This is a genomic window from Chelatococcus composti, from assembly GCF_014201415.1.
Classification (GTDB): domain Bacteria; phylum Pseudomonadota; class Alphaproteobacteria; order Rhizobiales; family Beijerinckiaceae; genus Chelatococcus_A; species Chelatococcus_A composti.
Genome location: NZ_JACHEH010000010.1, coordinates 13,376 through 36,693 on the forward strand (window position 1 = coordinate 13,376; position 23,318 = coordinate 36,693).

General features: G+C 68.8%; 20 protein-coding genes. 9 read left to right on the top strand and 11 right to left on the bottom strand.

What is annotated here, in order from left to right:
* Window positions 1-84: 84 nt before the first annotated feature.
* The 9 genes from HNQ73_RS16570 to HNQ73_RS16610 all read left to right on the top strand — a co-directional run bounded on the left by HNQ73_RS16570 (window position 85) and on the right by HNQ73_RS16610 (window position 10,793).
* Window positions 85-1,299, top strand: coding sequence for an ABC transporter substrate-binding protein (locus HNQ73_RS16570; protein WP_183336311.1), 1,215 nt, complete (start codon window positions 85-87; stop codon window positions 1,297-1,299).
* A gap of 75 nt (window positions 1,300-1,374) precedes the next feature.
* Window positions 1,375-2,247: a branched-chain amino acid ABC transporter permease gene (locus HNQ73_RS16575; protein ID WP_183336313.1), complete on the top strand. Its 873-nt coding sequence runs from the start codon at window positions 1,375-1,377 to the stop codon at window positions 2,245-2,247.
* Between the two features lie 24 nt (window positions 2,248-2,271).
* The gene (locus HNQ73_RS16580; protein WP_244650012.1) at window positions 2,272-4,089 is read left to right on the top strand and encodes a branched-chain amino acid ABC transporter ATP-binding protein/permease; all 1,818 of its coding nucleotides are present in this window, start codon (window positions 2,272-2,274) and stop codon (window positions 4,087-4,089) included.
* Complete coding sequence (locus HNQ73_RS16585) at window positions 4,073-4,777, top strand: ABC transporter ATP-binding protein (protein WP_183336315.1); 705 nt, start codon at window positions 4,073-4,075, stop codon at window positions 4,775-4,777. Before HNQ73_RS16580 ends, HNQ73_RS16585 begins: the two co-directional genes overlap by 17 nt.
* Window positions 4,778-4,795: 18 nt before the next feature.
* On the top strand, window positions 4,796-5,590 hold the full coding sequence (locus tag HNQ73_RS16590; protein WP_183336317.1) for a shikimate dehydrogenase family protein: 795 nt from the start codon (window positions 4,796-4,798) through the stop codon (window positions 5,588-5,590).
* Window positions 5,587-6,345, top strand: a complete 759-nt coding sequence (locus HNQ73_RS16595; RefSeq protein ID WP_183336319.1) for an SDR family NAD(P)-dependent oxidoreductase — start codon at window positions 5,587-5,589, stop codon at window positions 6,343-6,345. The genes HNQ73_RS16590 and HNQ73_RS16595 overlap by 4 nt, the downstream gene beginning before the upstream one ends.
* Before the next feature lie 9 nt (window positions 6,346-6,354).
* Complete coding sequence (locus HNQ73_RS16600; RefSeq protein WP_183336321.1) at window positions 6,355-8,559, top strand: alpha-ketoacid dehydrogenase subunit alpha/beta; 2,205 nt, start codon at window positions 6,355-6,357, stop codon at window positions 8,557-8,559.
* 39 nt (window positions 8,560-8,598) lie between these two features.
* Window positions 8,599-10,215 (top strand): GMC family oxidoreductase, encoded by a 1,617-nt coding sequence (locus HNQ73_RS16605; RefSeq protein WP_244650011.1) that lies wholly within the window; start codon window positions 8,599-8,601, stop codon window positions 10,213-10,215.
* A gap of 74 nt (window positions 10,216-10,289) precedes the next feature.
* Window positions 10,290-10,793, top strand: coding sequence for a nucleoside deaminase (locus HNQ73_RS16610; protein WP_183336323.1), 504 nt, complete (start codon window positions 10,290-10,292; stop codon window positions 10,791-10,793).
* 138 nt (window positions 10,794-10,931) lie between these two features.
* Here HNQ73_RS16610 and HNQ73_RS16615 read toward each other — a convergent pair whose 3' ends face one another.
* The 11 genes from HNQ73_RS16615 to HNQ73_RS16665 form a co-directional block, all read right to left on the bottom strand.
* A complete protein-coding gene (locus HNQ73_RS16615) occupies window positions 10,932-12,188 on the bottom strand; it encodes an aminopeptidase (protein WP_183336325.1) in 1,257 nt (418 codons plus the stop codon).
* A gap of 83 nt (window positions 12,189-12,271) precedes the next feature.
* The gene (gene xylB / locus HNQ73_RS16620; RefSeq protein WP_183336327.1) at window positions 12,272-13,759 is read right to left on the bottom strand and encodes a xylulokinase; all 1,488 of its coding nucleotides are present in this window, start codon (window positions 13,757-13,759) and stop codon (window positions 12,272-12,274) included.
* A 12-nt stretch (window positions 13,760-13,771) separates the two neighbouring features.
* On the bottom strand, window positions 13,772-14,857 hold the full coding sequence (locus tag HNQ73_RS16625; RefSeq protein ID WP_183336329.1) for an ABC transporter ATP-binding protein: 1,086 nt from the start codon (window positions 14,855-14,857) through the stop codon (window positions 13,772-13,774).
* A gap of 19 nt (window positions 14,858-14,876) precedes the next feature.
* Window positions 14,877-16,481, bottom strand: a complete 1,605-nt coding sequence (locus tag HNQ73_RS16630) for an FGGY-family carbohydrate kinase (RefSeq protein WP_183336331.1) — start codon at window positions 16,479-16,481, stop codon at window positions 14,877-14,879.
* On the bottom strand, window positions 16,478-17,479 hold the full coding sequence (locus HNQ73_RS16635) for a sugar-binding transcriptional regulator (protein ID WP_210305373.1): 1,002 nt from the start codon (window positions 17,477-17,479) through the stop codon (window positions 16,478-16,480). Before HNQ73_RS16635 ends, HNQ73_RS16630 begins: the two co-directional genes overlap by 4 nt.
* A 4-nt stretch (window positions 17,480-17,483) precedes the next feature.
* The gene (locus tag HNQ73_RS16640) at window positions 17,484-18,383 is read right to left on the bottom strand and encodes a sugar phosphate isomerase/epimerase family protein (protein ID WP_183336333.1); all 900 of its coding nucleotides are present in this window, start codon (window positions 18,381-18,383) and stop codon (window positions 17,484-17,486) included.
* 10 nt (window positions 18,384-18,393) lie between these two features.
* Window positions 18,394-19,215 carry a carbohydrate ABC transporter permease gene (locus HNQ73_RS16645; RefSeq protein WP_183336334.1) on the bottom strand — a complete coding sequence of 274 codons (822 nt, stop codon included), beginning with the start codon at window positions 19,213-19,215 and terminating at the stop codon, window positions 18,394-18,396.
* A complete protein-coding gene (locus HNQ73_RS16650) occupies window positions 19,215-20,156 on the bottom strand; it encodes a carbohydrate ABC transporter permease (RefSeq protein WP_183336336.1) in 942 nt (313 codons plus the stop codon). Before HNQ73_RS16650 ends, HNQ73_RS16645 begins: the two co-directional genes overlap by 1 nt.
* Window positions 20,157-20,163: 7 nt before the next feature.
* Window positions 20,164-20,715: an SIS domain-containing protein gene (locus HNQ73_RS16655; protein ID WP_183336337.1), complete on the bottom strand. Its 552-nt coding sequence runs from the start codon at window positions 20,713-20,715 to the stop codon at window positions 20,164-20,166.
* 78 nt (window positions 20,716-20,793) lie between these two features.
* Window positions 20,794-22,143 (bottom strand): ABC transporter substrate-binding protein, encoded by a 1,350-nt coding sequence (locus HNQ73_RS16660; protein ID WP_183336338.1) that lies wholly within the window; start codon window positions 22,141-22,143, stop codon window positions 20,794-20,796.
* Window positions 22,140-23,183 (bottom strand): zinc-dependent alcohol dehydrogenase, encoded by a 1,044-nt coding sequence (locus tag HNQ73_RS16665; protein ID WP_183336339.1) that lies wholly within the window; start codon window positions 23,181-23,183, stop codon window positions 22,140-22,142. Before HNQ73_RS16665 ends, HNQ73_RS16660 begins: the two co-directional genes overlap by 4 nt.
* Between the last annotated feature and the right edge of the window lie 135 nt (window positions 23,184-23,318).

Consider the following 23,318-nt stretch of genomic DNA (forward strand, 5'->3'; position numbering starts at 1 on the left):
GCGCGGACCGGGAAGGAAGAAGACCGGCCGCCGGCCCAAGGGGCTGCCTGCGCGGCTCAGCCGCGGGGTAGAAGGAGGAAACAAATGAAGGTTCTCATCAAGGCGGCGCTCGCCGCCGGCTTGGCGCTGTCGGCAGCGCCTTCTTTTGCTCAGGACACCATCAAGATCGGTGCGCTCTATCCGTTCTCCGGCGGCCTCGCCCTGCTCGGTGACGAGAGCTTCCGCGGCTTGGAGATCGCCGTGGAGGAGCGCAACGCCGCCGGCGGCATCAACGGCCGGAAGCTCGAGATCGTGCGCGGCGACGCGGTGGACCCCAACCAGGCTGTGGGCGAGGCCCGGCGCCTGACGTCGGTCGACAAGGTGTCGGTGATCTTCGGCACCTATTCCTCGTCGCTGTCGCTCGCCGCCACCCAGGTGGCCGAGCTCGCCGGCGTGCCCTATTTCGAGCTCGGTGCGGTCTCTGATCCCATCACCGAGCGCGGCTTCAAGAATGTCTACCGCACCAACCCGACGGCGCGCATGTTCGCCAACCGCATGGTCAGTGCGGTGGCCGAGGCCGTGGCGCCGGCGCTCGGCGTCGATCCCAAGAGCCTCAAGATCGCGATCATCCACGAGGATTCGCTCTACGGCCAGACGGTCGCCGGCTATCAGCAGGCGCGCGCCAAGGAGATGGGGCTGAACGTGGTCGAAACGCTGCCCTACTCGGCGAAGTCGGTTGATCTCACGCCGGTCATCCTGCGTCTCAAGTCCGCCGGCGTCGACGTCGTGCTGCAGACCTCCTACCAGAACGACACGGTGCTCTTCTTCCGCCAGATGAAGGAGCAGGGTTTCAAGCCCAAGGCGGTGATGGGGGCCGGCGGCGGCTACTCCCTGCGCGACACCATGCAGGCGGTCGGGGCCGAGAACATGGAAGGCGCGCTTAACGTCGACTTCACCCAGTTCCGCACCAATCCCAAGGCTGCCCCGGGCATCGACGAGTTCGTGAAGAAGTACGAGGCCAAGTACGGCATGGCGCCGCGCTCCGGCCACAGCCTCACCAACTACATGGGCGCCAAGGTCTTCTTCGACGCGATGGCCGCCGCCAAGGACCTCTCGGGCCCGGCGATCCGCGAGGCGGTGATGGCGGTGGATGTGCCCGAGGGGACGACCGCGACCGGCTGGGGTGCGAAGTTCGACGAGTCCGGCCAGAACGTGCGTGCCACGCCCTTCCTGATGCAGTGGCAGGGTGGCGAGCTCGTCACGGTCTTCCCGCCTGAGGCGGCCGTTGCCGAGATGAAGACCGGCGTCGGCGCGCAGTAACGCGGCCACCGGACCGGGGCGCGCGCCGCGCCCCGGCCTTCAACGAAAAAACTTCCGCGGTCCGGAGGCCTCGCGATGGACGTGCTCGTCCAGCTCATCCTCAACGGCATCATGCTCGGCGCCATGTACGCCATCATCAGCGTCGGGCTGACGCTGATCTTCGGCATCGTCAGGGTCGTCAACTTCGCGCACGGCGAATTCCTGATGGTCGGGATGTATGCGGTCTATCTCCTGTCGCATCATTTCGGCCTGCACCCCTATGTCTCGGCGGTGCCGATGGTGCTCATGCTGTTCGCCATCGGGGCGCTGGTGCAGCGCTTCATCATCCAGCCGCTCCTGGGGGCTGACGAGCACATCCAGATCTTCGCCACGGTCGGCCTCTCAACGGCGCTCATCAACCTCGCGCTCCTCATCTTCGGGGCCGATCTCTACTCGGTGCAGGAGCCCGGTCTGCGCAAGCCGCTGTCGATCGGTGGCTACACGGTCCTCTATGCCCAGGTCGTGATCTTCGTGAGCGCGCTGGTGCTCGTCGCCGGCCTGCATCTCTTCATGCAGAAGACCCCTCTCGGCCGCGCCATCCGCGCCACCGCCCAGAACCGCAACGCGGCGCAGCTCATGGGTGTCAGGGTCGATCGCATCTATGTCATCGCCTTCGGCCTCGGGGCGGCCTGCGTGGGGCTTGCGAGCGCGCTCATCTCGCCGCTCTTCCCCGTGACGCCCACGATCGGAACCTATTTCGTGCTGACCGCCTTCGTCGTCGTGGTGCTCGGCGGCATGCGCAGCATGTACGGCGCCTTTCTCGGTGCCATGATCATCGGCATCGTTGACAGCCTGTCCGGCTACTACATCGCGCCCGACCTCAAGGAGGTCGTCTATTTCGCGATCTTCATCCTCATCCTCATCTTCAAGCCGACCGGCCTGTTCGGCTTCGGCCGCGGCACGGAGTGAGAGCCCATGACCGTGAGAGTCTCATTGAGCGAAGCTCCGCCTGCTGGCCGTCTGGCCGCCTTCCTGGCCTGGCTGGGCAATCCGCGCGTCTACATGGCGCTCGCGGCCCTGTCTCTGCTTCTCGTCATCCCGATCGTCATCGACTCGCCGTTCATCGTGCACGTCTTCGTCACGATCTGCGTCTTCGCCGGCCTGTCGACGGCCTGGAACATCGTGGGCGGCTATGCCGGGCAGCTGTCGCTCGGCCACATGGTGTTCTACGGCATCGGTGCCTACACGACGGCGCTGCTCATCCAGCACTACGAGCTTACGCCCTGGCTCGGCATGTGGGTAGGCGCCGCCCTGTCTGTCGTCCTGTCGGTGTGCATTGGCTATCCGTGCTTTCGCCTGCGGGGGCCGTTCTTCGCGCTCGCGACCATCGCCTTCCTCGAGGTCGTGCGCCTGCTCGCCATCCACTTCAACGGCTTCACCGGCGGTTCGGCCGGCCTCATCGTGCCGCTGAAGCTCGGCTGGGCGTGGATGATCTTCCAGGACAAGATCAACTATCTCTACATCGCCTTCGGCTTGCTCCTGGCGACGCTCGCCGTCTCCTACGCCATCCGCACCTCGCGCCTCGGCTACTATCTCATCGCCGTGCGCGAGCGAGAGGACGCCGCCTCGGCTGCCGGCATCAGCAACACCGCCGCCAAGCTCAAGGCGGCGATGATCTCGGCGGCGCTGACGAGCCTCTTCGGCTCCTTCCACGCCATGTACCTCACCTTTCTCGAGCCCGAGACGATGTTTTCGCTCTCGGGTTCCGTCTCGGTCGCCATGTTCGCGCTCATCGGCGGGCTCGGCACCGTGGCGGGGCCGCTGCTCGGCACCGTGCTTGTGGTGCCGATCGCCGAGCTCGCGCGCGGCTGGCTCGGCGCTTCGGCCAACGGACTGCACGGTTTTGTCTACGGCGTTGTGCTGGTGCTGATCACGCTGACGCTGCCCGGTGGTCTCGTCGGAACCTTCGGCCCGCGTGTGACGGCGCTCATCGACAGGCTGCCCGGCCGGCGCGCGGCGCCCGACCGGGAGGAGCCCGCCCTGCGCAAGATCGACGGCAAGCCCGGCGAGCCGGTGCTGGAGACGCGCGACCTCGTCATGAAGTTCGGCGGCCTCACGGCGACCGACCATGTGTCGATCACGCTGAGGCGGGGCGAGATCCTCGGCGTCATCGGGCCCAACGGCGCCGGCAAGACGACGGTGTTCAACCAGATGTCAGGCTTCCTCAGGCCCACGTCCGGCACCGTCGTCGTCTACGACGCGGCCGGCCGGCCCGTGATGCCGACCAGGCCCGACGAGTTCGCCCGCCTCGGCGTCGGTCGCACGTTCCAGATCGTGCAGCCTTTCGGCAAGCTGACGGTGATCGAGAACATCATGATCGGCGCCTTCATGCGCCACGCCTCGGTGGAGGACGCGCGTGCGGCGGCCCTGCGCGTCGCCCGGCTCGTCGGCCTCCTGCACGTGAAGGATGTGGAGGCGCGCAACCTGCCCATCGGCGACCTGAAGCGCCTTGAGGTCGCGCGCACGCTCGCCACCGAGCCGTCGATCCTGCTGCTCGACGAGGTGATGGCGGGCCAGAACCAGGCCGACACGCAGAAGATGGTGGAGCTCGTCCGCGCCATCCGTGACACGGGCGTCACCGTCATCGCCATCGAGCACAACATGCAGGCCATCATGAGCCTGTCGGACCGGATCGTCGTGATCGATTCCGGCAAGGTCATCGCGCAGGGCGATCCTAGGGAGGTGGTGCGCAACCGCCGCGTGATCGAGGCCTATCTCGGAGAGGACTTCGTCGATGCTCAAGGTCTCTAACGTCACCGCCGGCTACGGGCGCACCGTCATCCTGCAGGACGTGTCGATCGAGGTGGGCCGCGGCGAGGTCGTCACCATCATCGGCGCCAACGGTGCGGGAAAGACGACGCTGCTGCGCGCCATCTCGGGCCTCGTGAAGCCCACCGCCGGGCGGATCACCTTCGACGGCGTCGACATCGCCGGCATGGCGCCTGCGGACATTGTGGGCCGCGGCCTCATCCAGGTGCCGGAGGCGCGCCAGCTCTTCCCCGTCATGAGCGTGCGCGACAACGTGCTCATGGGTGCCTACCATCCCGCCGCGCGGGAGGGGGCCGAAAGGCGCTTCGCCGAGGTGCTCGAGCTCTTTCCCCGCATTCGCGAGCGGCTGGACCAGCTCGCCGGCTCCCTCTCGGGCGGCGAGCAGCAGATGGTTGCCATCGCCCGCGGGCTCATGGCCAACCCCAAGCTGCTGATGCTGGATGAGCCCTCGCTGGGCCTCGCGCCGATCATCGTCCAGCAGATGTTCGGCATCGTCGACCGCATCTGTGAGATGGGCACAACGGTGCTTCTTGTCGAGCAGAAGGCGTTCCACGCGCTCAAGATCGCCCATCGCGCCTATGTCATCGAGAACGGGCGCATCGCCCTCGAGAACACGGGCGCCGGAATGCTCGCCGATCCGCACATCAAGACCGCGTATCTCGGCATCTGACAGCCGCGGGAAAGCATCATGAACATCACCGGAACCACGCGGGTCTGGGCCATCCTTGCCGACCCGATCCACCATGTGAAGACGCCGCAGGCGCTCAATCCCATCATGGCGGCGCGCGGCGTAGACGGCGTCATGGTGCCGATGCACGTCGGCGCAGGCGAGCTTTCGGCCGTCGTCGGCGCCATGCGGAACGTGCGCAACTTCGGCGGCTTCGTCGTCACCGTGCCGCACAAGACGGCGATCGTCGCCCTGTGCGACGAGGTCTCCGAGACCGTCCGGCGCGTCGGCGCCTCCAACTGCGTGCGGCGCGAGGCGGACGGCCGGCTCGTTGCCGACATGCTCGACGGCAGGGGCTTCGTTGCCGGCCTGCGTCGCGAGGGCATCGAGCCCGCCGGCAAGAGCGCCTTCCTCGCCGGGGCGGGCGGGGCTGCGAACGCCATCGCCTTCGCCCTTGCCGAGGCCGGGGTGACGCGCCTCGCCATTTCCAACCGCACGAGGGCGAAGGCCGATGATCTGGCCGCGCGCCTGAGGCAGGCCTTCCCCGCGCTGCCCCTGACGACGGAGCCGGCCGGCGTCGGCGGCTACGACCTCGTCGTGAACGCGACCTCGCTCGGCCTGCGCGAGGACGACCCGCTGCCTGTCGACCTGACCGGACTGACGGGCGCACAGACCGTGGCCGAGATCATCATGCAGCCGGCCGAGACCAGGCTCATGGCCGAGGCACGGGCGCGCGGCTGCCGGGTCCATCCGGGCAAGCCGATGCTCGAATGCCAGCTCGACCTGATGGCCGATTTCCTGGGGATGCGCGCATGACGACCGATCGCTCTCATGACCTTGCCGGCCGCGTTGCACTGGTAACCGGCGGCGGTTCCGGCATTGGCCTGGCCATGGTGCGGCTCTTTGCCGAGCGCGGCGCGCGCGTGGCGGTGCTCGACCGCGACCCGCAGGTCGCTTCGGCCCTGCCGGCCGGCGTTGAGCTGCATACGGGCAGCGTCGAGGATCCTGGCGCCGTGGCGCGGATCTACGACGCGGTGGAGCAGAGCCTGGGGCCGCTCGACATTGTCGTCGCCAATGCGGGCGTGTCGCAGAACTGCCCGACGTTGGAGCTCGACTACGCCGGCTGGCGCCGGGTAATGAGCGTCAACCTCGACGGCGTCTTCGTCACCGCGCAGGAGGCGGGCCGGCGCATGGTGCCGCGCGGGCGCGGCGTCATCCTGCTCGTATCCTCCATGTACGGCGTCGTCGCGGCCCCCGAGCGCGTCGGCTACTGCGTGTCGAAGGCGGGCGTCGCCATGATGGCCAAGGCGCTCGCCATCGAATGGGCGCGTCACGGCGTGCGCGTCAACGCCATCGCTCCGGGCTACGTGCGCACGCCCTTTCTCGAGGATCTCATCGCGCGGGGCCGCCTCGACCCCAAGGCCATGGAAGGCCGCACGCCCATCGGCCGCCTCATCCGCCCGGAAGAGGTTGCCCGCCTCGCGGCCTTCCTGGCATCGGACGAAGCCATCGCCATCACCGGCCAGGTCGCCGGCGTCGACGGAGGCTGGACCGCCTACGGATACATCTAGGGGCAGCCCATGGTCACCCGCACGTCATTGTCCGTAACGGCGCCCTGGACGGCGCTGGCGACGGGCCCGGAGGACTGGGATGCGGCCGATCCGGCGCTTCTCGGCAAGATGCTGGCGCAGATGCACCTGATTCGCGCCTTCGAGGAGAAGGTGCTGGAGCTGGCGGGCGAGGGGCTGGTGCACGGGCCGGCGCATTCCTCCATCGGCCAGGAGGGCGGGGCGGTCGGCTCCATCGTCGGGCTGCGGGCGAGTGACCAGGTCAACGGTTCGCACCGCGGCCATCACCAGTTCCTCGCCAAGGCGCTCGGCTATGCAGCGCCGCAGCTCGACGCGACGGGCGCATTTCCAGACGCCGTCGACCAGGTGCTCTACCGGACGCTGGCGGAAATCCTCGGGCTCGAGCCCGGCTTCGGCCACGGGCGTGGCGGTTCGATGCACCTGCGCTGGGCTGAGGCCGGGGCGCTCGGCACCAACGCCATCGTGGGCGGCGGCGTGCCGCTCGCGGCCGGAGCCGCCATGGCCCACCAGCTCGCCGGTACCGGTGACATCACCGTCACCTGCTTCGGCGACGGGGCCATGAACATCGGCGCGACGCTGGAGACGCTCAACCTCGCCGCTGCCTGGTCGCTGCCGCTCCTCTTCTTCGTCGAGAACAATCTCTACGCCGTCGCCACCCATGTAGAGGAGGTGACGCGCGAGGCGCGCCTCTCCGCCCGCGCGCCGGGCTTCGGCATTCCCGCCTGGCGCGTGGACGGCATGGACCCGCTCGCCGTCTATCTCGCCACCAGCGAGGCCGTGGCACTGCTGCGCGAGGGGCGAGGGCCGGCCCTCATCGAGGTGGAGGTGTACCGCTACTTCCACCAGAACGGTCCCTTCCCCGGTTCGGCCTTCGGATACCGGACGAAGGAGGAGGAGGCGGCGTGGCGCGCGCGCGATCCCCTCAAGCGCACCGCCGACGAGATGATCCGCCGCAGGCTCATTGACGAGGCGGCCGTCGCCGATCTGCGGAACCGTTGCGAGGCGCTGATGCGCGATGTCGCCGGGCGGCTCGTCGAGCCGGAGGGCAACCGCCGGCGCATCCGCCCGTCCCTGTGGCCGGACAAGGCCTTCGTCGACGTGGGCATCCGTGCGCCCCTGCCGGCTCACCCGCCCGGACGCCGCGGCGAGGAGGAGGCGCGGCGCCTGCCGATGGTGCAGCGCCGCTTCGTCGATGCCATCGCGGACGTGCTCCACCGCCGTTTCGCCACGGACCCTTCCCTCATCCTCATGGGCGAGGACGTGCACCGCCTCAAGGGCGGCACCAACGGGGCGACGCGCGGCCTCGCCGACGCCTTCCCCGGCCGCGTGCTTGGGACGCCGATCAGCGAGGGTGCCTTCACCGGCCTTGCCGGCGGGCTCGCCATCGACGGGCGCTACCGGCCGATCATCGAGTTCATGTACCCGGACTTCATGTGGGTCGCGGCTGACCAGGTGTTCAACCAGGTGGGCAAGGCGCGCCACATGTTCGGGGACGACACGGACGTGCCGCTCGTCCTGCGCACCAAGATCGCCATGGGCACCGGCTACGGCTCGCAGCATTCGCTCGACCCTGCCGGCATCTTCGCCACCGCGCCCGGCTGGCGCATCGTGGCGCCGGCGACAGCCTTCGACTACGTGGGGCTGATGAATGCGGCGCTCCTCTGCCGCGACCCCGTCCTCGTCATCGAGCATGTCGATCTCTACCCGATGATGGAGGAGGTGCCGGCGGACGACCTCGACTATCTCGTCCCGCTCGGGCGGGCGCGCATCGTCCGGCCCGGCACGGAGATGACCATCCTCACCTATTCCGCGATGGTCCATCGCACGCTGGAGACGGTGGTGGCGCTCGGCGTCGATGCAGAGGTCATCGACCTGCGCACGCTCGATCGCCTCGGCCTCGACTGGGAAACGGTCGGCGACAGCATCCGCCGTACGCACAACGTGCTCATCGTGGAGCAGGGCGCGCGCGGCACCTCCTACGGCGGCATGCTCGCCGACGAGATCCAGCGTCGCTATCTCGACTGGCTCGACCAGCCGGTGCAGCGGGTGCATGGCCGCGAGGCCTCGCCCACCATTTCCAAGGTGCTGGAACGCGCCGCTTTCGCCGGCCCTGCGGAGATCGCCGCGGGTATTGCGCGGACGATGGCTGAGAAGGGGCGGCCGCTCGACCCGGCGGTGCTGGAGGCACTGGCGTGATGAGGGGCGGAATGATCGCGCGAGCCGCCCGGTGAAGCGATGAGCATGGACGACATGGAGACTTTCGATTTCGTCATCGTCGGCGGCGGCAATGCCGGCTGCGTCCTGGCCGCCCGGCTGAGCGCCGGGGGGCGTCACAGCGTGCTTCTGCTGGAGGCCGGCGGGCCCGACAACGGCTTCTGGATCCCGATCCCCGCCGGGTTCAGCAAGCTGCTCGTCGACGATGTCTACAACTGGCGCTTCGCTACCGAGCCCGAGGACAACGTCAAGGGCCGCACCATCGCCATTCCTCGTGGCAAGGGCCTCGGCGGCTCCACGCTCATCAACGGCATGATCTACGTGCGCGGCCAGCCGCAGGACTACGACACATGGGCGCAGATGGGCTGCACGGGCTGGAGCTATGACGACGTCCTGCCCTATTTCCGCAGGCTGGAGGCCTTCGGCGGCGAGGGTGACGAGACCCGTGGCCGCGATGGTCCGCTTCCCATCACGACGGTGGCCGAGCGGCCGGTGCTGGCTGAGGCCTTTATCGCGGCGGCGCAGCAGGCCGGCTTCCGGCAGAACAGGGACTACAACGGCCGCGACCAGGAAGGCTTCGGCTACTACCAGGTCAACCAGCGCAACGGCCGGCGCGTCAGCGCGGCCGACGCCTATCTGCATCCTGCCCGCGGCCGGCCGAACCTTGCCGTGCGCACCCATGCGCATGTGCTGCGCATCGATTTCGAAGGCCGCAGGGCGGTGGGCGTCACCTATCGCAGCGGGGGGCGCGATGTCAGCGTCCGGGCCCGTGGCGAGGTCATCCTTGCCGCCGGCGCCATTCAGACGCCGCAGCTCCTCGAGCTGTCGGGCGTGGGCGATCCGGCGGTGCTCGCCGGGCTCGGCGTGCCCGTGCGGCATGCGCTGGCCGGCGTCGGGGCCAATTACATCGACCACTTCTGCACGCGCATGAACTGGCGCGTGAAGCAGAAGGTGACGCTCAACGAGGCGACGCGCGGCTACCGCCTCCTGCTCGCGGTCGCACAATATTTCCTGACGCGGAAGGGCATCCTGACGCTCGGCACCGGCCTCGCACACGGTTTCGTCAAGACGCGGCCGGATCTTGCCGGGCCGGACGTGCAGTACTTCTTCATGCACGCGAGCTATGCCAACGCTGCCGAGCGCAAGCTCGACCGCGAGCCGGGCATGACCATCGGCGTCACGCAGCTGCGGCCGGAATCCCGGGGCAGCATCCACGCGCGCTCGGCGAATCCTTTCGAACCGCCGGTAATCCGCCCGAACTTTCTGTCCACGCAGGTCGACCGGGACTGCATCGTGGAGGGCATGCGCATCGCGCGCCGCATCATCGAGCAGCCGGCCATGGATCCCTTCCGCGCCTACGAGATGAGCCCCGGCGCCGACTGCCGCAGCTACGACGACTGGCTCGACTTCGCGCGCAGTAACGGCCAGACAATCTACCACGCCTGCGGCACCTGCCGGATGGGAACGGACGAGCGGGCCGTCGTCGACCCGCAGCTCAGGGTGCGTGGGCTTGAGGGCCTGCGCGTCGTCGATGCGTCGATCATGCCCACCATCGTCTCAGCCAACACCCAGGCGGCAGTCTTCATGATCGCGGAGAAGGGGGCGGACCTCATCCTCGCCGATGCGGCGAGGCGGTGAGGTGCTCCGCCGTTTGAGCACGCCGGCCGTGGCGCTAGACTTCCGTCGGGATCCGGCAGGAGGAGGTGAGGGCCATGGCCGCGGAACGGGACACGTCGCAGGCACAACGCTTCCTCCGTGAGGCGATCGAGCTCGCCTTCGCCAACGTGGCGCGGGGCGGAAGGCCCTTCGGCGCGGTCGTTGTCAGGGATGGAGAGGTTGTCGCCACCGGCGTCAACGAGGTGGTCGCGACGCTCGATCCGACGGCACATGCGGAGCTGCTCGCCCTCAGGGAGGCAGGGCGCCGGCTCGGCACGCCCGATCTGCGCGGCTGCACGGTGTATGCCAGCGGCCATCCCTGCCCGATGTGTCTCGCGGCCATGCGCCTGTCGGGCGTCGGCGCCGTTTTCTACGCCTATTCGAACGAGGACGGTGCGCCGCACGGCCTGTCGACGGCGGCGATCTACGCCGATCTCGCCCGTCCGTTCGCCCAGCAGTCGATGACCATCGCCCACAGCCCCGTCCGGCTCGACGGGCGCCCGGATCTCTACGAGACCTGGCGACGGCAACAGGAGGAGCGCGAAGGCCGCGCGGGATGATAGGGCGCGGCTGTCTGTGCCGCGGCGCGCTTTTCACCGTTCCGTCATGCGAGAAGTAGACGAGATGTTCTCCCGCCGGTCAGACGCGGCTGATGTGGCGCTCGATGCACCGCCCCACCCGGTGAGGGCTCGACGTCCCTACGCCCACTCGCCCTTGCGGAAGACGGGCACGCGCGTGCCGTCCTGCCTGATGCCGTCGATGTCGATCTCGTCGGAGCCGATCATCCAGTCGATGTGGATGAGGCTCTTGTTGCCGCCGCGGGCCGCGATCTCGTCCGCCGTCAGCTCGCTGCCGCGCTCGAAGCACTTGGCGTAGCACTGGCCGAGCGCGATGTGGCAGGCGGCATTCTCGTCGAAGAGCGTGTTGTAGAAGAGGAGCCCGCTCTTCGAGATGGGCGAGGAATGCGGCACCAGTGCCACCTCGCCGAGGCGCCGCGCGCCCTCGTCCGTGTCGAGCACCTTGTTCAGCACCTCCTCGCCGCGGCTCGCCCGGGCCTCGACGATGCGCCCGCCCTCGAAACGCACCTGGATCCCGTCGATCAGCGTGCCCTGGTAGGACAGCGGCTTGGTGCTGACGACGTGGCCCTCGACGCGTGCGGCGTGCGGCGTCGTGAACACTTCTTCGGTGGGGATGTTGGGGTTGCAGGTGATGCCGTTCTTGGCCGTGGAGGCGCCGCCGTGCCACTCGTGGCCGTCCGCGAGGCCAACGGTGAGGTCCGTGCCCGGCCCGGTGAAGTGCAGCGCCGCGAACCGCTCGCCGTTGAGCCAGGACGTGCGCAGTTTGAGCGCCGCATTGTGCGCCTGCCACGCCCCTATCGGATCCTCGCCATCGACGCGGGAGGCGGCGAAGATGGCTTCGGCGAGTCGCGCCACCGCCACGTGCTCCTCCTCGCCGGGGAAGACCTGCCGGGCCCAGGACGCTGTGGGGTAGGCGACGATGTTCCAGTTGATGTCGAAGCCTGCGATCTTCTCCAGCGCCGGCTGGTAGGCGAGCGAATTCGCCCTGTTGGCGCGGGAGACCTTGGCCGGATCCTGCCCGGCAAGCAGCATGGGATTGTCGCCGACGATGGCGAGGCGAGCCGTGTTGGCGGAGAAGGCCTTGGCGACGCCCTCGTAGAGCCAGGCGGGGGCGCGGTCGAAGCTCGCGTCGTTGGCGAAGCGGTAGCGCGCGAGCGTCAGCTCCTCGTCGGACAGGATGGGCGTGACGAGGCCGGCGCCGGCCTTGTAGGCGTGCTCGGCGATGCGCCGCACGAGCGGCAGGGCGGCGACCGGCGCGGTGAGGAACAGGTCCTGCCCTTCGCGAAGCTGCAGGCCGACCTTGACGGCGACTTCCGCCAGCCTGTCGAGCTTCACGGGATCGATGGATGCGACGATGGAGCGCTGGTGCGTGGTCATGAGATGCCCTGCCTGGGTGAAACCTGTCGCATCCGATATACGCCTGCCGGCTGTGATCACAATGGCGAATGCCAACAGGGGCGTCAGGCGTGCGCGCCGCGCGTGGCCTTTTCGGCCGGATAGAGCCTGCGGAAGCGCGCGAGGCGCTCGGCATATCCGTCGGGCCCGCGCGGCAAGAAGCGCTCGCGTATCGGCGGCTTGCGGCAGACTTCTGCCTCGCTGCCGGCCCCAGCGGCAAGCATGCCGAGCCGCGCCGCGCCCAGCGCCGCGCCCGCCTCGGCGCCCGCCGGCAGGTCGAGCGGCAGGCCGAGGATGTCCGCGAGCATCTGGCCCCAGAAGCGGCTGCGCGAGCCGCCGCCGACGAGCATGCAGCTCTCGAGCCGGGCGCCGGCCTCGTTGAGCACGTCGAGATCGTCTGCGAGGCCGAAGGCGACGCCCTCGAGCACGGCATAGGTGAACGCCTCCGGCCCATGCTCGGCGCGCAGGCCGGCGAACAGCCCGGTGGCGTCGGCATCGTTGTGCGGCGTGCGCTCGCCCGTGATGTAGGGCAGGAAGATGGGCGCGTGGATGCGGTTGCGCTCGCTGGTGGCAAAGCGCTCCACATCGGCAAGGAGGCCGGCGATGTCGCCGCCGCGGCCGACGAGGTTGGCGACCCAGGTGAGCGCCGAGGCCGCTGCCAGCGTCACGGCCATGCCGTGCCAGCGACCGGGCAGGGCGTGGCAGAAGGCGTGCAGCGTGCGTTCCGGCAAGGCGGTGAGCCGGTCGGTGACGGCGAAGAGCACGCCCGAGGTTCCGAGGGAGAGGAAGCCCTCGCCCGCCCGGGTTGCACCAATGCCGACGGCCGAGGCGGCGTTGTCGCCGCCGCCGCCGGCCACCGGTACGCGCCGGCCGGAAAGGCCGAGGAGCGCCGCCGCCTCGGCGCAGAGATGGCCCGAGAGGTCCGACCCCTCGACAAGGTCGGGCATGTGGGCGCGCGTCAGGCCACACGCCTCGATCAGCACGTCGTCCCAGCGGCGGGCGGCGACGTCGAGCCACAGCGTGCCGGCAGCGTCCGACATCTCGGACACGTAGCCGCCCGTGAGGCGGAAGCGGATGTAGTCCTTCGGCAGCAGCACCTTGCGCGTCGCCGCGAAGACCTCCGGCTCGTGCTTTTGCACCCACAGCAGCTTCGGTGCCGTGAAGCCGGGCATGGCAATGTTGGAGGCGCGGCGCGTGAAGTCCGGCACCTTCTCGTGCAGCTCGCGGCATTCGGCGGCGCAGCGCCCGTCGTTCCAGATGATGGCGGGGCGCAGCACGCGCCCGTTGCCGTCGAGCAGCGTGGCACCGTGCATCTGGCCGGAGAGGCCGATGCCGGCAAGGTCCTGCCATTGCCTTGGCGCAGCGTCCCGCACCTTTGCCGCCGCGGTGAGCGTCGCCTGCCACCACTCCTCGGGATCCTGCTCGGACCACAGCGGATGGGGACGCGAGATGCCGACCGGGACGGTGGCCTCAACCACGGCCGTCTGGCGGTCGTCGAGCAGCAGGGCCTTGACCGAGGAGGTTCCGATATCGAGCCCGAGGAAGGTCGCCATGGTGGTCTCCGATCAGATGGCGCGACCGGTGCTGTCAAAGAGGTAGGCATGGGCGGGATCGAACCCGGCGCGGATCTCCTCACCCGCCGCGAGGGAGCGGCGGCCGGGAACCTGCAGGATCATCGTCTCGCCGCTACCGGTCTGCGCATAGAGCTGCGAGGTGGCGCCGAGGCTTTCGGCGAACTCGCCACGCAGGGTAAGGCGCGCAGCTCCGCCGTCGCCGACGGCGAGATGCTCCGGTCTCAGCCCGAGCACAACCTCGTCGCCCGGCTTCACCGCCGGCTCATGGCGCGTCGGCAGCGTCAGGTCAGCGTCGAGCGCCGGGTGGCGCACCGTGACGGTGCCGCCGTTCACCGCCGCGACAGAAGCCTTGAGGAAGTTCATCTTCGGCGATCCGATGAAGCCGGCGACGAACATGTTGTCAGGCCGCTCGTAGAGGTCGGCCGGGGAGCCGATCTGCTCCACCTTGCCGGCGCGCAGGACCACGATGCGGTCGGCGAGCGTCATCGCCTCCACCTGGTCGTGGGTGACGTAGACCATGGTGACGCCGAGGTTGCGGTGCAGGCGCGCGATCTCCACGCGCATCTGGCTGCGCAGCTCGGCATCGAGATTGGACAGCGGCTCGTCGAAGAGGAAGAGCTTGGGATTGCGCACGATGGCGCGGCCGATGGCGACGCGCTGCCGCTGGCCGCCGGAGAGCTGGCGCGGCTTGCGCTCCAGCAGGTTCTCGATCTGCAGGATGCGCGCGGCCTCGGCCACGCGCCGGTCGATTTCCTCGCGCGGCGTCTTGGCCATGCGCAGGCCAAAGGAGATGTTGTCGCGCACGCTCATGTGCGGGAACAGCGCGTAGGACTGGAAGACCATGGACACCTGCCTGTCGGCCGGCTCCGTGTAGGTCACGTTCACGCCGTCGAGGTAGATGTCCCCCGCCGTCACTTCCTCGAGCCCGGCCACCATGCGCAGCAGGGTGGACTTGCCGCAGCCGGAGGGGCCGACGAAAACGACGAACTCGCCGCGCTCGGCGTCGATGTCGACATTGTCAATGACCGTCGCGTCGCCGAAGCGTTTCACGATCTTCTCGAGCTTGAGAAAGCTCATGTCGGGCGGGCTCCTTTCGTCAGTCCTGGCCGGGGGCGGCGAGAGCCTTCGCCTCCCGCTCGATCTCGTTGCGGAAGGCGAACAGCTTCAGATAGAGGCGGTAGGCCGCCTCGTGCGCGGCGCGCCAGCGCGGGTCCGGAGTTAGTCTTTCCTGCGCCGGGGCCATGGCCTCGAGTGCGGCGAAGAGATCGGGCTGAAGGCCGGCGCCGACTGCGGCGACCATGGCCGTGCCGAGCAGCACCGGCTCGGTGCTGTCGCTGAGGACGAGCGAGGCATCTCCGAGCGCGTCGCGATAGAGCCGCACCATGAGCGGATTGCGCACGTGCCCGCCCGACAGGGCGACGCGGTCGAGCGCATAGCCGTGGGCGTTGAGATGCTCGATGATGTGCCGGGCCTGCAGGGCGAGCGCGCGGGCAGTGGCGTAGTAGGCCTCCAGGAAGGCGCGGCGGCTCGTGTCCTCGCCAACGCCGACGAGGAGGGCGCGCACGCTGCCGTCGCCGAGCGGCGAGCGGTTGCCGAGAAAGTCGGGCACAAGATGGCGGCGCGCGGCGAAGGCCGGCCCTTCCGCCTCCAGCAGGGCGAGGATGTCGCGGACAGCGGCGGCATGCTCCTCGGCCGAGGCGCGGTGCGGCCCCCCGGGATGGTGGGCGAGCACGGAATCGAGCGCAGCCCCGGCGAGCGACTGGCCGGCCTCGTGCAGCCAGTAGCCGGGGAATACGGCGTCCTTGAACGGCCCCCAGACGCCGGGGATGCGCCGCTCGTCCGGTGCGAAGGCCATGTAGCAGGTGGACGTGCCGCCGATGAGTGCCACCGTGCGGTTCATGCTGGCGGCGAAGCCGCGACCAAGGACGCCGAGCGTCCCCGCTTCGGCGTCGATGAGGCCGATGGCGACCGGCGTGCCGGCAGGCAGGCCGAGCCGTGCAGCGACGGCCTCCATCACCCGACCGTGCCGGCGGCCGACGGGCAGGGGGCCCTCGGGCAGCGCGCCGAGCCGCGGCAGGCGTGCGAGGCCGAGCCGCTCCAGCAGGGCGTGGCGCCACGGCTCGGCGTCGGCCGGCAGATAGGCCCACTTGCAGGCGAGGCCGCACAGCGAATGATGGTCCTCGCCGGTAGCGCGGCGGGCGAGCTCGTCGCACAGGTCGCGCACGCCGCTGACGCGGGCGAATGCCTGCGGGTCATGCCGCGCCAGCCAGGCGAGCTTGGGCGTGTGCATCTCCGGCGACATGGAGCCGCCGGTATAGTCGAGCAGCCAGTCGCCCGTTGCCCCGATTTCCTCGGCCTCCGCCTCGCCGCGATGGTCCATCCAGCAGAAGACGTCCGCGTCGCCGGCGAGCGGCGGCGACCCCTCGTAGGACAGGGCGAGGGAGGAGGTGGCGTCGAAGGCGAGGCCGGCGACACGCCGGGCCGCATCCGCGCCCGCTGACGTGAGGCAGCGCCGGATCGCTTCCTCCACCGCCTGCCAGATGTCGTCCATGCGGTAGACGGCCTGGTGCTCGGCCGGGCGCAGCAGGGGGAACTCGCAGGCGGCGGTGGCGAGCAGCCGGCCGGTGAGGTCGAACAGGCCGGCACGGGCCGAGAGTGTGCCGACATCGACGGCGAGCAGGAGCTGGGGGGCTTGCGTCATGGCGCCTTCTCCAGCGGCATGGCGAGGATGGCACGGGCGCAGTCCTCGTCGGTGACGAGGCGGTTGACATAGCCGCCTGTCAGGATGGCGTGCACGACGGGCGCCTTGTTGAGCCCGCCCGAGGCGAGGATGGAGTGTGCGACGGCCTTCAGCTCCTGCGGCGAGAGGGCCATGACGCACTGGTTGAGCCGGTGGGGAATGGGCTGGCCGCGCGCGTCGAGGAAGGTGCCGAGCAGATCGCCGACAGTGCCCAGGGCCTCCAGGTCGTGCTGATACTCACGCACCGTCTGCGTGGTGGCGAGCAGCGAATGGCTGGAGACGTCGCCGCAGGAGACGAGGGCGATGTCGACGGCGCGTGCCCGGCGCATCACGTCGGCGAGGCCGTAGTGGGTGAGCAGGTCGTTGCGGCTATGCTCGCTCGGGCAATAGATGGGTGCGGCGAGATAGTGGCATTCGCCGCCGATGGCCTCGGCGAGTCGTGTCGCTACTTCAAACGTGTTGGTGCCGGAGCCGCGGGTGAGCCCGCCCATGAGCGACACCACGCGGCTCGCAGGCAGACGCCGTCGGCCGAGGCTCGCGACGCTGGCGCTCAGCGTGCGCCCCCAGCCGATGCCGATGGACTGGCCGTCGGCCATGAGACGGCTCAGCATCGCGCCCGCCGCCTCACCGATGACGCGCTGCTGGTCCTCGTAGCCCGGTACCGCCGGCACCACCGCCACCTCCGCGAGGCCGTAGCGGGCGGCGAGCTCCTCCTCCAGCGCGACGCAGGAGGCGAGCGGCAGGCGCACCTCGATGCGCACGGAGCCGTCCATGCGCGCCTGGCCGATGATCTTGTTGACGCGCAGGCGCGTGAGCCCCAGCCGGTCGCCGATCTCCTGCTGGGTCAGGTTGCCGACGTAATAGTACCACACCACGCGGGCCGCGACCTCGTCGCCAAAGCTGCGCTTGGCAGCGCGCGGCGCCTCGGCCATGGCGGTGCCCGCGACCGGATCGTTCATTGCATCAGTCCCTGCCGAAGGCGCTCGTGAGCGCCGCGACCGAGCGGCGAACCCTGTCGAGCACCACGGCGTCCGTTTCCTCAAACGGGTAGAAGACTTCGAGGAAGACGGGCCGGTCGGCAAGCCCGAAACGCGCGAGCGTGGCCGCCACCGCCGCGGGGTCGACGATGCCCTGTTCGGTAAAGTCCCAGTGGCGGTCGAGGCGTCCGTCGCTCTGCTGGATGTGCACGGCACCGATGTCGCCTGCGACCGCCTCCAGCCATGGCTCGGCCCGCGCCTCCTCGGCCGTGTAGGGCGGCGTCAGGATGGCGTGGCCCCAGTCGAAACAGTAGCGCCACGGGACAGCCGTGCCGGCGAGATCCGCCATCAGGCGGCGCGCCTGCGCGGGCGTCCAGGGCCATTCGCGACGCAGCGGCGTCGGCTCGATGTAGAGTTCGGTGAGCCCATGCGCCTTTGCCCTGTCGGCCAGGCGCGTCAGGCGCGCGACGAGGTCGGCGTAGTCCGCCTCGGGGATCGCGTCCGCCTCCACGGCGTCCGGGCGCGCGGCGATGGCGCCCACCGGGCCGCCAGCGGCGCGGATGCCCGCCTTCTCGCAGAAGGCATAGGCGCGGGTGAGCCACCGCTCGGAGGCGTCGCGCACGGCAGGCTCGGGATGGAGCAGCAGGTTGAACGTGTAGGCGGCAAGGCCGGCAAAGCCGCTGTGCAAGGTGATGCCGTGATCGGCGCAGGCCTTGCGCGTGTCGGCCGCCACCTTGTCGAGCACGTCGTCCGGCCACATCGGGTCGACGAGGTCGAAGGAGAGCTGCACGAGCCCCAGGCCGAGCTCCTCGCGCACGAGCCGCGCCCAAAGCGCGGGCGTCACCCAGCGCTTGACGCAGAAGGAGAGATTGATGCCGAGTGCCATCGTGGTCTCCCTATTTGGTCGCGCCCATGGTGAGGCCGCGGATCATGTGCCGCGAGACGACGAGGGCGAAGATGGTGACCGGCAGCACGATGACCGTGCCGGTCGCCATGATCTTGCCCCAGGGCAGTTCGTAGCCGGACATGAAGCTCGTGGCCGCCACCGGAGCCGTCTGCACGTTGCGGCGGGTGAGGACGAGCGCGTAGAGCAGCTCGTTCCACGAAAAGATGAAGCTGAAGATGGCGGACACCGCGACGCCCGGCAGGCCGAGCGGCAGGTAGATGCGCCAGAAGATGTCGAACTGCCTTGCCCCCTCGAGCCGGGCCGCCTGCTCAAGCTCCGGCGGGATGGAGCGGAACTGGTCCGTGCAGATCCACACCACGATGGGCAGATTGAAGGTGAGGTAGATGAGGATGAGGACAAGGTGCGTGTCGAGCAGGCCGAGCGACTGGGCCAGCAGATAGACCGGCAGGGCGAGCACGATCGGGCTGATCATGCGGTTGGAGATGAACCAGAACCACAGGTCCGACTTGCCGCGGAACTCAAAGCGCGCAAGCGCATAGGCCGCCGGCGTGCCGAGCAGGACGGCGAGCGCCGTCGTGGAAACAGCGACGATGAGCGAGTTGACGATAGCACTCGTTACCTTCTGGTCGGCCAGGATCTCGGCGTAGTGCTTGATGGTTGGCTCGAACAGCCACATGGGCGGCGAGGCAAGCAGGTCCGCCTGGTCCTTGAAGCTCGACGAGACCATCCAGTAGAACGGGAACATCGCGAAGACGAAGACCAGCACCAGGCCGGCCAGATGCGCGAAGCGCGCTGCGGGGCGCGACACCATCACTGGATCTCCCGGTAGAAGATACGGATGTAGAGCCGGCTCAGGAGGATCGTGAGCAGGAGCAGCAGGATCGCCTGCGCGGACGCCGCCCCGAGATCGAAGACGCGAAAGCCGACACGCTGGATGTAGATGGAGATGAGCTCCGTCGCCGTGCCCGGCCCGCCGCGCGTCATGGTGAAGATCATGTCGAAGAGCTTCAGCACATCCGCCGAACGCAGGATCAGCATGGCGGTGAGGCCAGGCAGCAGGTAGGGCAGCTGCACGTGGCGCAGCAGGGCCCAGTGGCTCTTCGTCTCCAGCCGGGCCGCCTCCTCGATGTCGACGGGCACCATGGAAAGCCCCGACAGGAATATGAGGGCGCAGAACGGCGTCCACTGCCACACGTCCATGATGACGATGGCGGCGAAGGCGCCGCTCGGGTTGCCGAGCCAGTCGAAGGGAGCGAAGCCGAACCAGGACAGGAACTGGTTGGCGACGCCGAAGTTGCGGTTGAAGATGAGGTTGCCGAGGAGGCCGACGACCGCATAGGTCGTGGCGAGCGGCACGACGAGCGAGACGCGCGCCAGTGAGCGCATGAAGCCCCAGCCCGGCCGGTGCAGCATCAGCGCGATGACGAGGCCGAGCACCACCTGGATCGGCATGACGGTGATGAAGAACCGGCCCGTCAGCAGCAGCGTGTCCCAGAACGTCTGGTCGCTCAGCACGCGGCTGTAGTTCTCGAAACCGACGAAGGGAAAGCCCTCCCGCGCCCGCGTGATGTTGTAGCGGCGGAAGGAGGTGACGAGCGCGAACAGCATCGGATAGAGGCCGATCGCGAGCAGCGTCACCACTGCCGGCGCGAGGAAGAAGAACGGCGTCCAGCGGCCGTGGTCGAGCCGGTGCCTGCGTGCCGGCCCCGCCCGGGCCGCGTCCTGTGCCAAAGCCTGTCCCTCGACGCTCATCCCGTCCCTATTCCAGATTGGTGTGGTTGGCGCGCATGGCCTCGGGACTGATGCCAAGCCTGTCCCTGAGCTTGAGGATCATCACCTCGAAGAGGATGTATTGCGCGCCCTCGTAGAGCGAGCCCATGGGCAGCACGGAAGTCGTGGGGCCGCGGTCGTCGGCCATGGTCTGGGCCGGGATGGTCAGGACCATGTCGGCCTGCCTCGCGGCCTCGCCGCCCGGCTGTGCGGTGACGACGAGGCAGGAGGCGCCGGCCTTCTTCGCCTCCCCCATGAGGGCGAGAACGGTGGAGAATGCGCCGGGGCCGGCCGAGACGATCAGCAGGTCGCCCGGGCCGATGGGCGGCGTCGTCATGTCGCCCACCACGGCGGCCTGGCGGCCGAGGTGGAAGAGGCGCATCGCGAAGCCCTTGATCTGTAGGCCTTCGCGGCCGACCCCGTAAAGGGCAATGCGCCGCGCCGCGGCGATGCGCTCGACTGCGGCGTCGACGGCCTTCTCATCGATGCGGGAAAAGACGGCGCCGAGCTCGTCGAGCGCGCGCTGATAGAGCGTGGACATGGAAAGGCTCCACCGGTACTGCGACGGATGGGACCGATGCCGCCGGCCCGGGCGCGTCCGGGCCGGCGGGGCTTCTCGTTACTGCAGCAGCGCCTTCTTGCCGTCGTAGTACCCCTCCTTGCGGAGGATGTCCTCCATGCGGGTGCCGATCTCCTTGGCGCCTTCCTCGGTCGACACCTCGCCGAGCATCATCTTGGTGCCCCACTCGGCGATGATCTCGGAGATCGCGGGCCAGGCGGGGAAGCGCGGACGGAACTCCGGCACGCCCTTCTGCCAGGAGGCGACCATCGGCTCGACGAACTTGTACTTGGCCTTGATGTCGGGGTCCTCGTAGACGCTCTTGCGGCCGGAGACGCCGCCGGCCTCGACGTAGGCGCGGGCGATCTCCTCGGACGTCGCCCACTGGATAAAGAGCCAGGAGGCCTTCTGCTCCTTCTCCGGTGCCTGGGCGGCGACGGCGAGCGAGAAGCCGCCGAGAGCAGGCAGGCGGCCGGCGGGGCCGGAGGGCTCGGGCGCCACGGCGAGGCAGTCGACGATCTTCGAGGTCGCCGGGTCGATGAGCGTCGAGTAGAAGGCCGACCATTCGGTGATCATGGCGACCTGGCCCTGTGCGAGGGCGTTGACCGCCTCGGCATGGTCATAGGAGACGATGCCCGGCGGCATGTATTTCATCAGGTCCTGACGGAACTTGAGGCCCGCCTGGCTCTCCTTGCTCAGCAGGTTCGACTTGAACTCCTTGTCGAGCAGGGAGCCGCCGAAGGGCCACAGCACGCGCATGAAGCTGTCTGCGGACTGGGTCTCGCCGCGGCGCGACTGCAGCGCGAAGGCGTACTGGTTCTTGTCCTTGTTGGTGAGCTTGGGCCCGTAGACTTCGTAGAGCTCCTGCCAGGTCTCCGGCGGCCTGTCGAAGCCGGCCTCCTTCAGCATGCACTGGTTGTAGAAGAGCAGGCCCGAATAGTTGTCGAACGGCAGGCCATAGACCTTGCCGCCCCAAGAGCCGAAGGCATCGAGCAGCAGCGGGAAGAAGCCGTCGAGGTTGAGCTTGGGATCGGTGATCGCCGGGTCGCTGGTGAACTTCTCGATCGGCACGATCCAGCCGTTCTCGGCGAACTCGCCGATCCAGACGAGATCGACGAGGGCGATGGTCAGATCGCCGTTGGAGCTGAAGTTAAGGACCTGCTTTTCGCGCGAGCTTTCGTAGGGAACGATTTCATAGTTGACCTTGATGCCGGTCTTTTTCTCGAACTCGGGCAGCAGTTGGATGATGGCGCGATAGCCCGGACGGTCGAGGAAGACGACGTTGATCTCCGTGCCCTTGTAGGGCTCGGCCGCCTTCTCGAGCGACCACTCCTGCGCCCCGGCCGGTGTGCAGACGGCCGCGGCGGCGAGTGCGAGCGCACCGACCGCAGCATGCGTGAACAGTTTCATGAGCGCCTCCCCTGGCTTTTGTCGTTCGGAAAAATGATGCTCTTGACCATGCCGGGAGTGTCTTCCGCGTGCAGGCGGAAGGCCTCCGGCGCCTCGTCCAGCGTGAAACGGTGGCTGATCAGCGCGTTCACGTCGACCTTTCCGGTCGCGACGAGTTCGATGGCCCGCGGATAGACCTCGCCCATCCGCCGGGCGAACTTGATCTTCAGGCCGCGCCGGCGCGCCTCGGCAGCCGGCAGCGTATAGGTGTCCCCGTCCGGGATGCCGACAAGGACGATGCGCCCGCCGATGCGGGCAGCGAGAACGGCGTCGCGGAAGCCATCGGGCGAATTGGTGGCTTCCAGCACGAGCGGACAGCCCTCGCCATGGGTCCACTCGCGGATCTCGGCCACCGAGGCTCCCGTGCGGGCCGCGCCGAGTTTTGCTGCGAGGTCGCGGCGATGGGCTTGGGGATCGACGGCGAGGATTTCGCCGGCGCCGGCGGCCTTCAGCACCTGGAGGATGAGAAGGCCGATGGGGCCGCAGCCGACGAGCGCCACCCTTTCCAGAAGACGTGGCTTGGCGAGATCGACCGCATGGATGGCGACGCCGAGCGGCTCGAGCATCACCGCCTCTTCCGGCGTGAAGCGCGGCGTGAGCGGCACAATGAGCTCTTCCGGCACCCAGATGCGCTCGGTCATGGCGCCATCGTAGGGCGGGGCGCCGATGAAACGGACGTTGGGGCACAGGTTGGGGTGGCCCGAGCGGCAATGGTCGCAGTGGCCGCAGGCGTGGTTGGGGTCGACGGCGACGAGATCGCCGCGGGAGAGGCCGCGCGCCGGCAGATCCTCGGCGAGATAGCCGGCAAACTCGTGGCCTGGCACGAAGGGCTTGAGAATCTTGGCCGAGCCGATACCGCCGTCCTTGTAATAGTGCAGGTCGCTGCCGCACAGGCCGACGGCTGCCACCTCCAGAAGCACCTCGCCCGGCTGCCCTTCGCGTAGGTTGAAGGGGGCAACTCGTGCATCGTGAGCGCCGTGGAGAAACAGAGCCTTGCCCATGAGGTCACCCGCTCATCGACGGTTTCGGATGCGACTTGGTTATACATATGTAAATCGCTTCTTACAATCGTATCAAATTCACGCGGCGATCTTGTGGAAAAGGGGCTGGCGCACGCGGCGGCTGTGGTCCACATA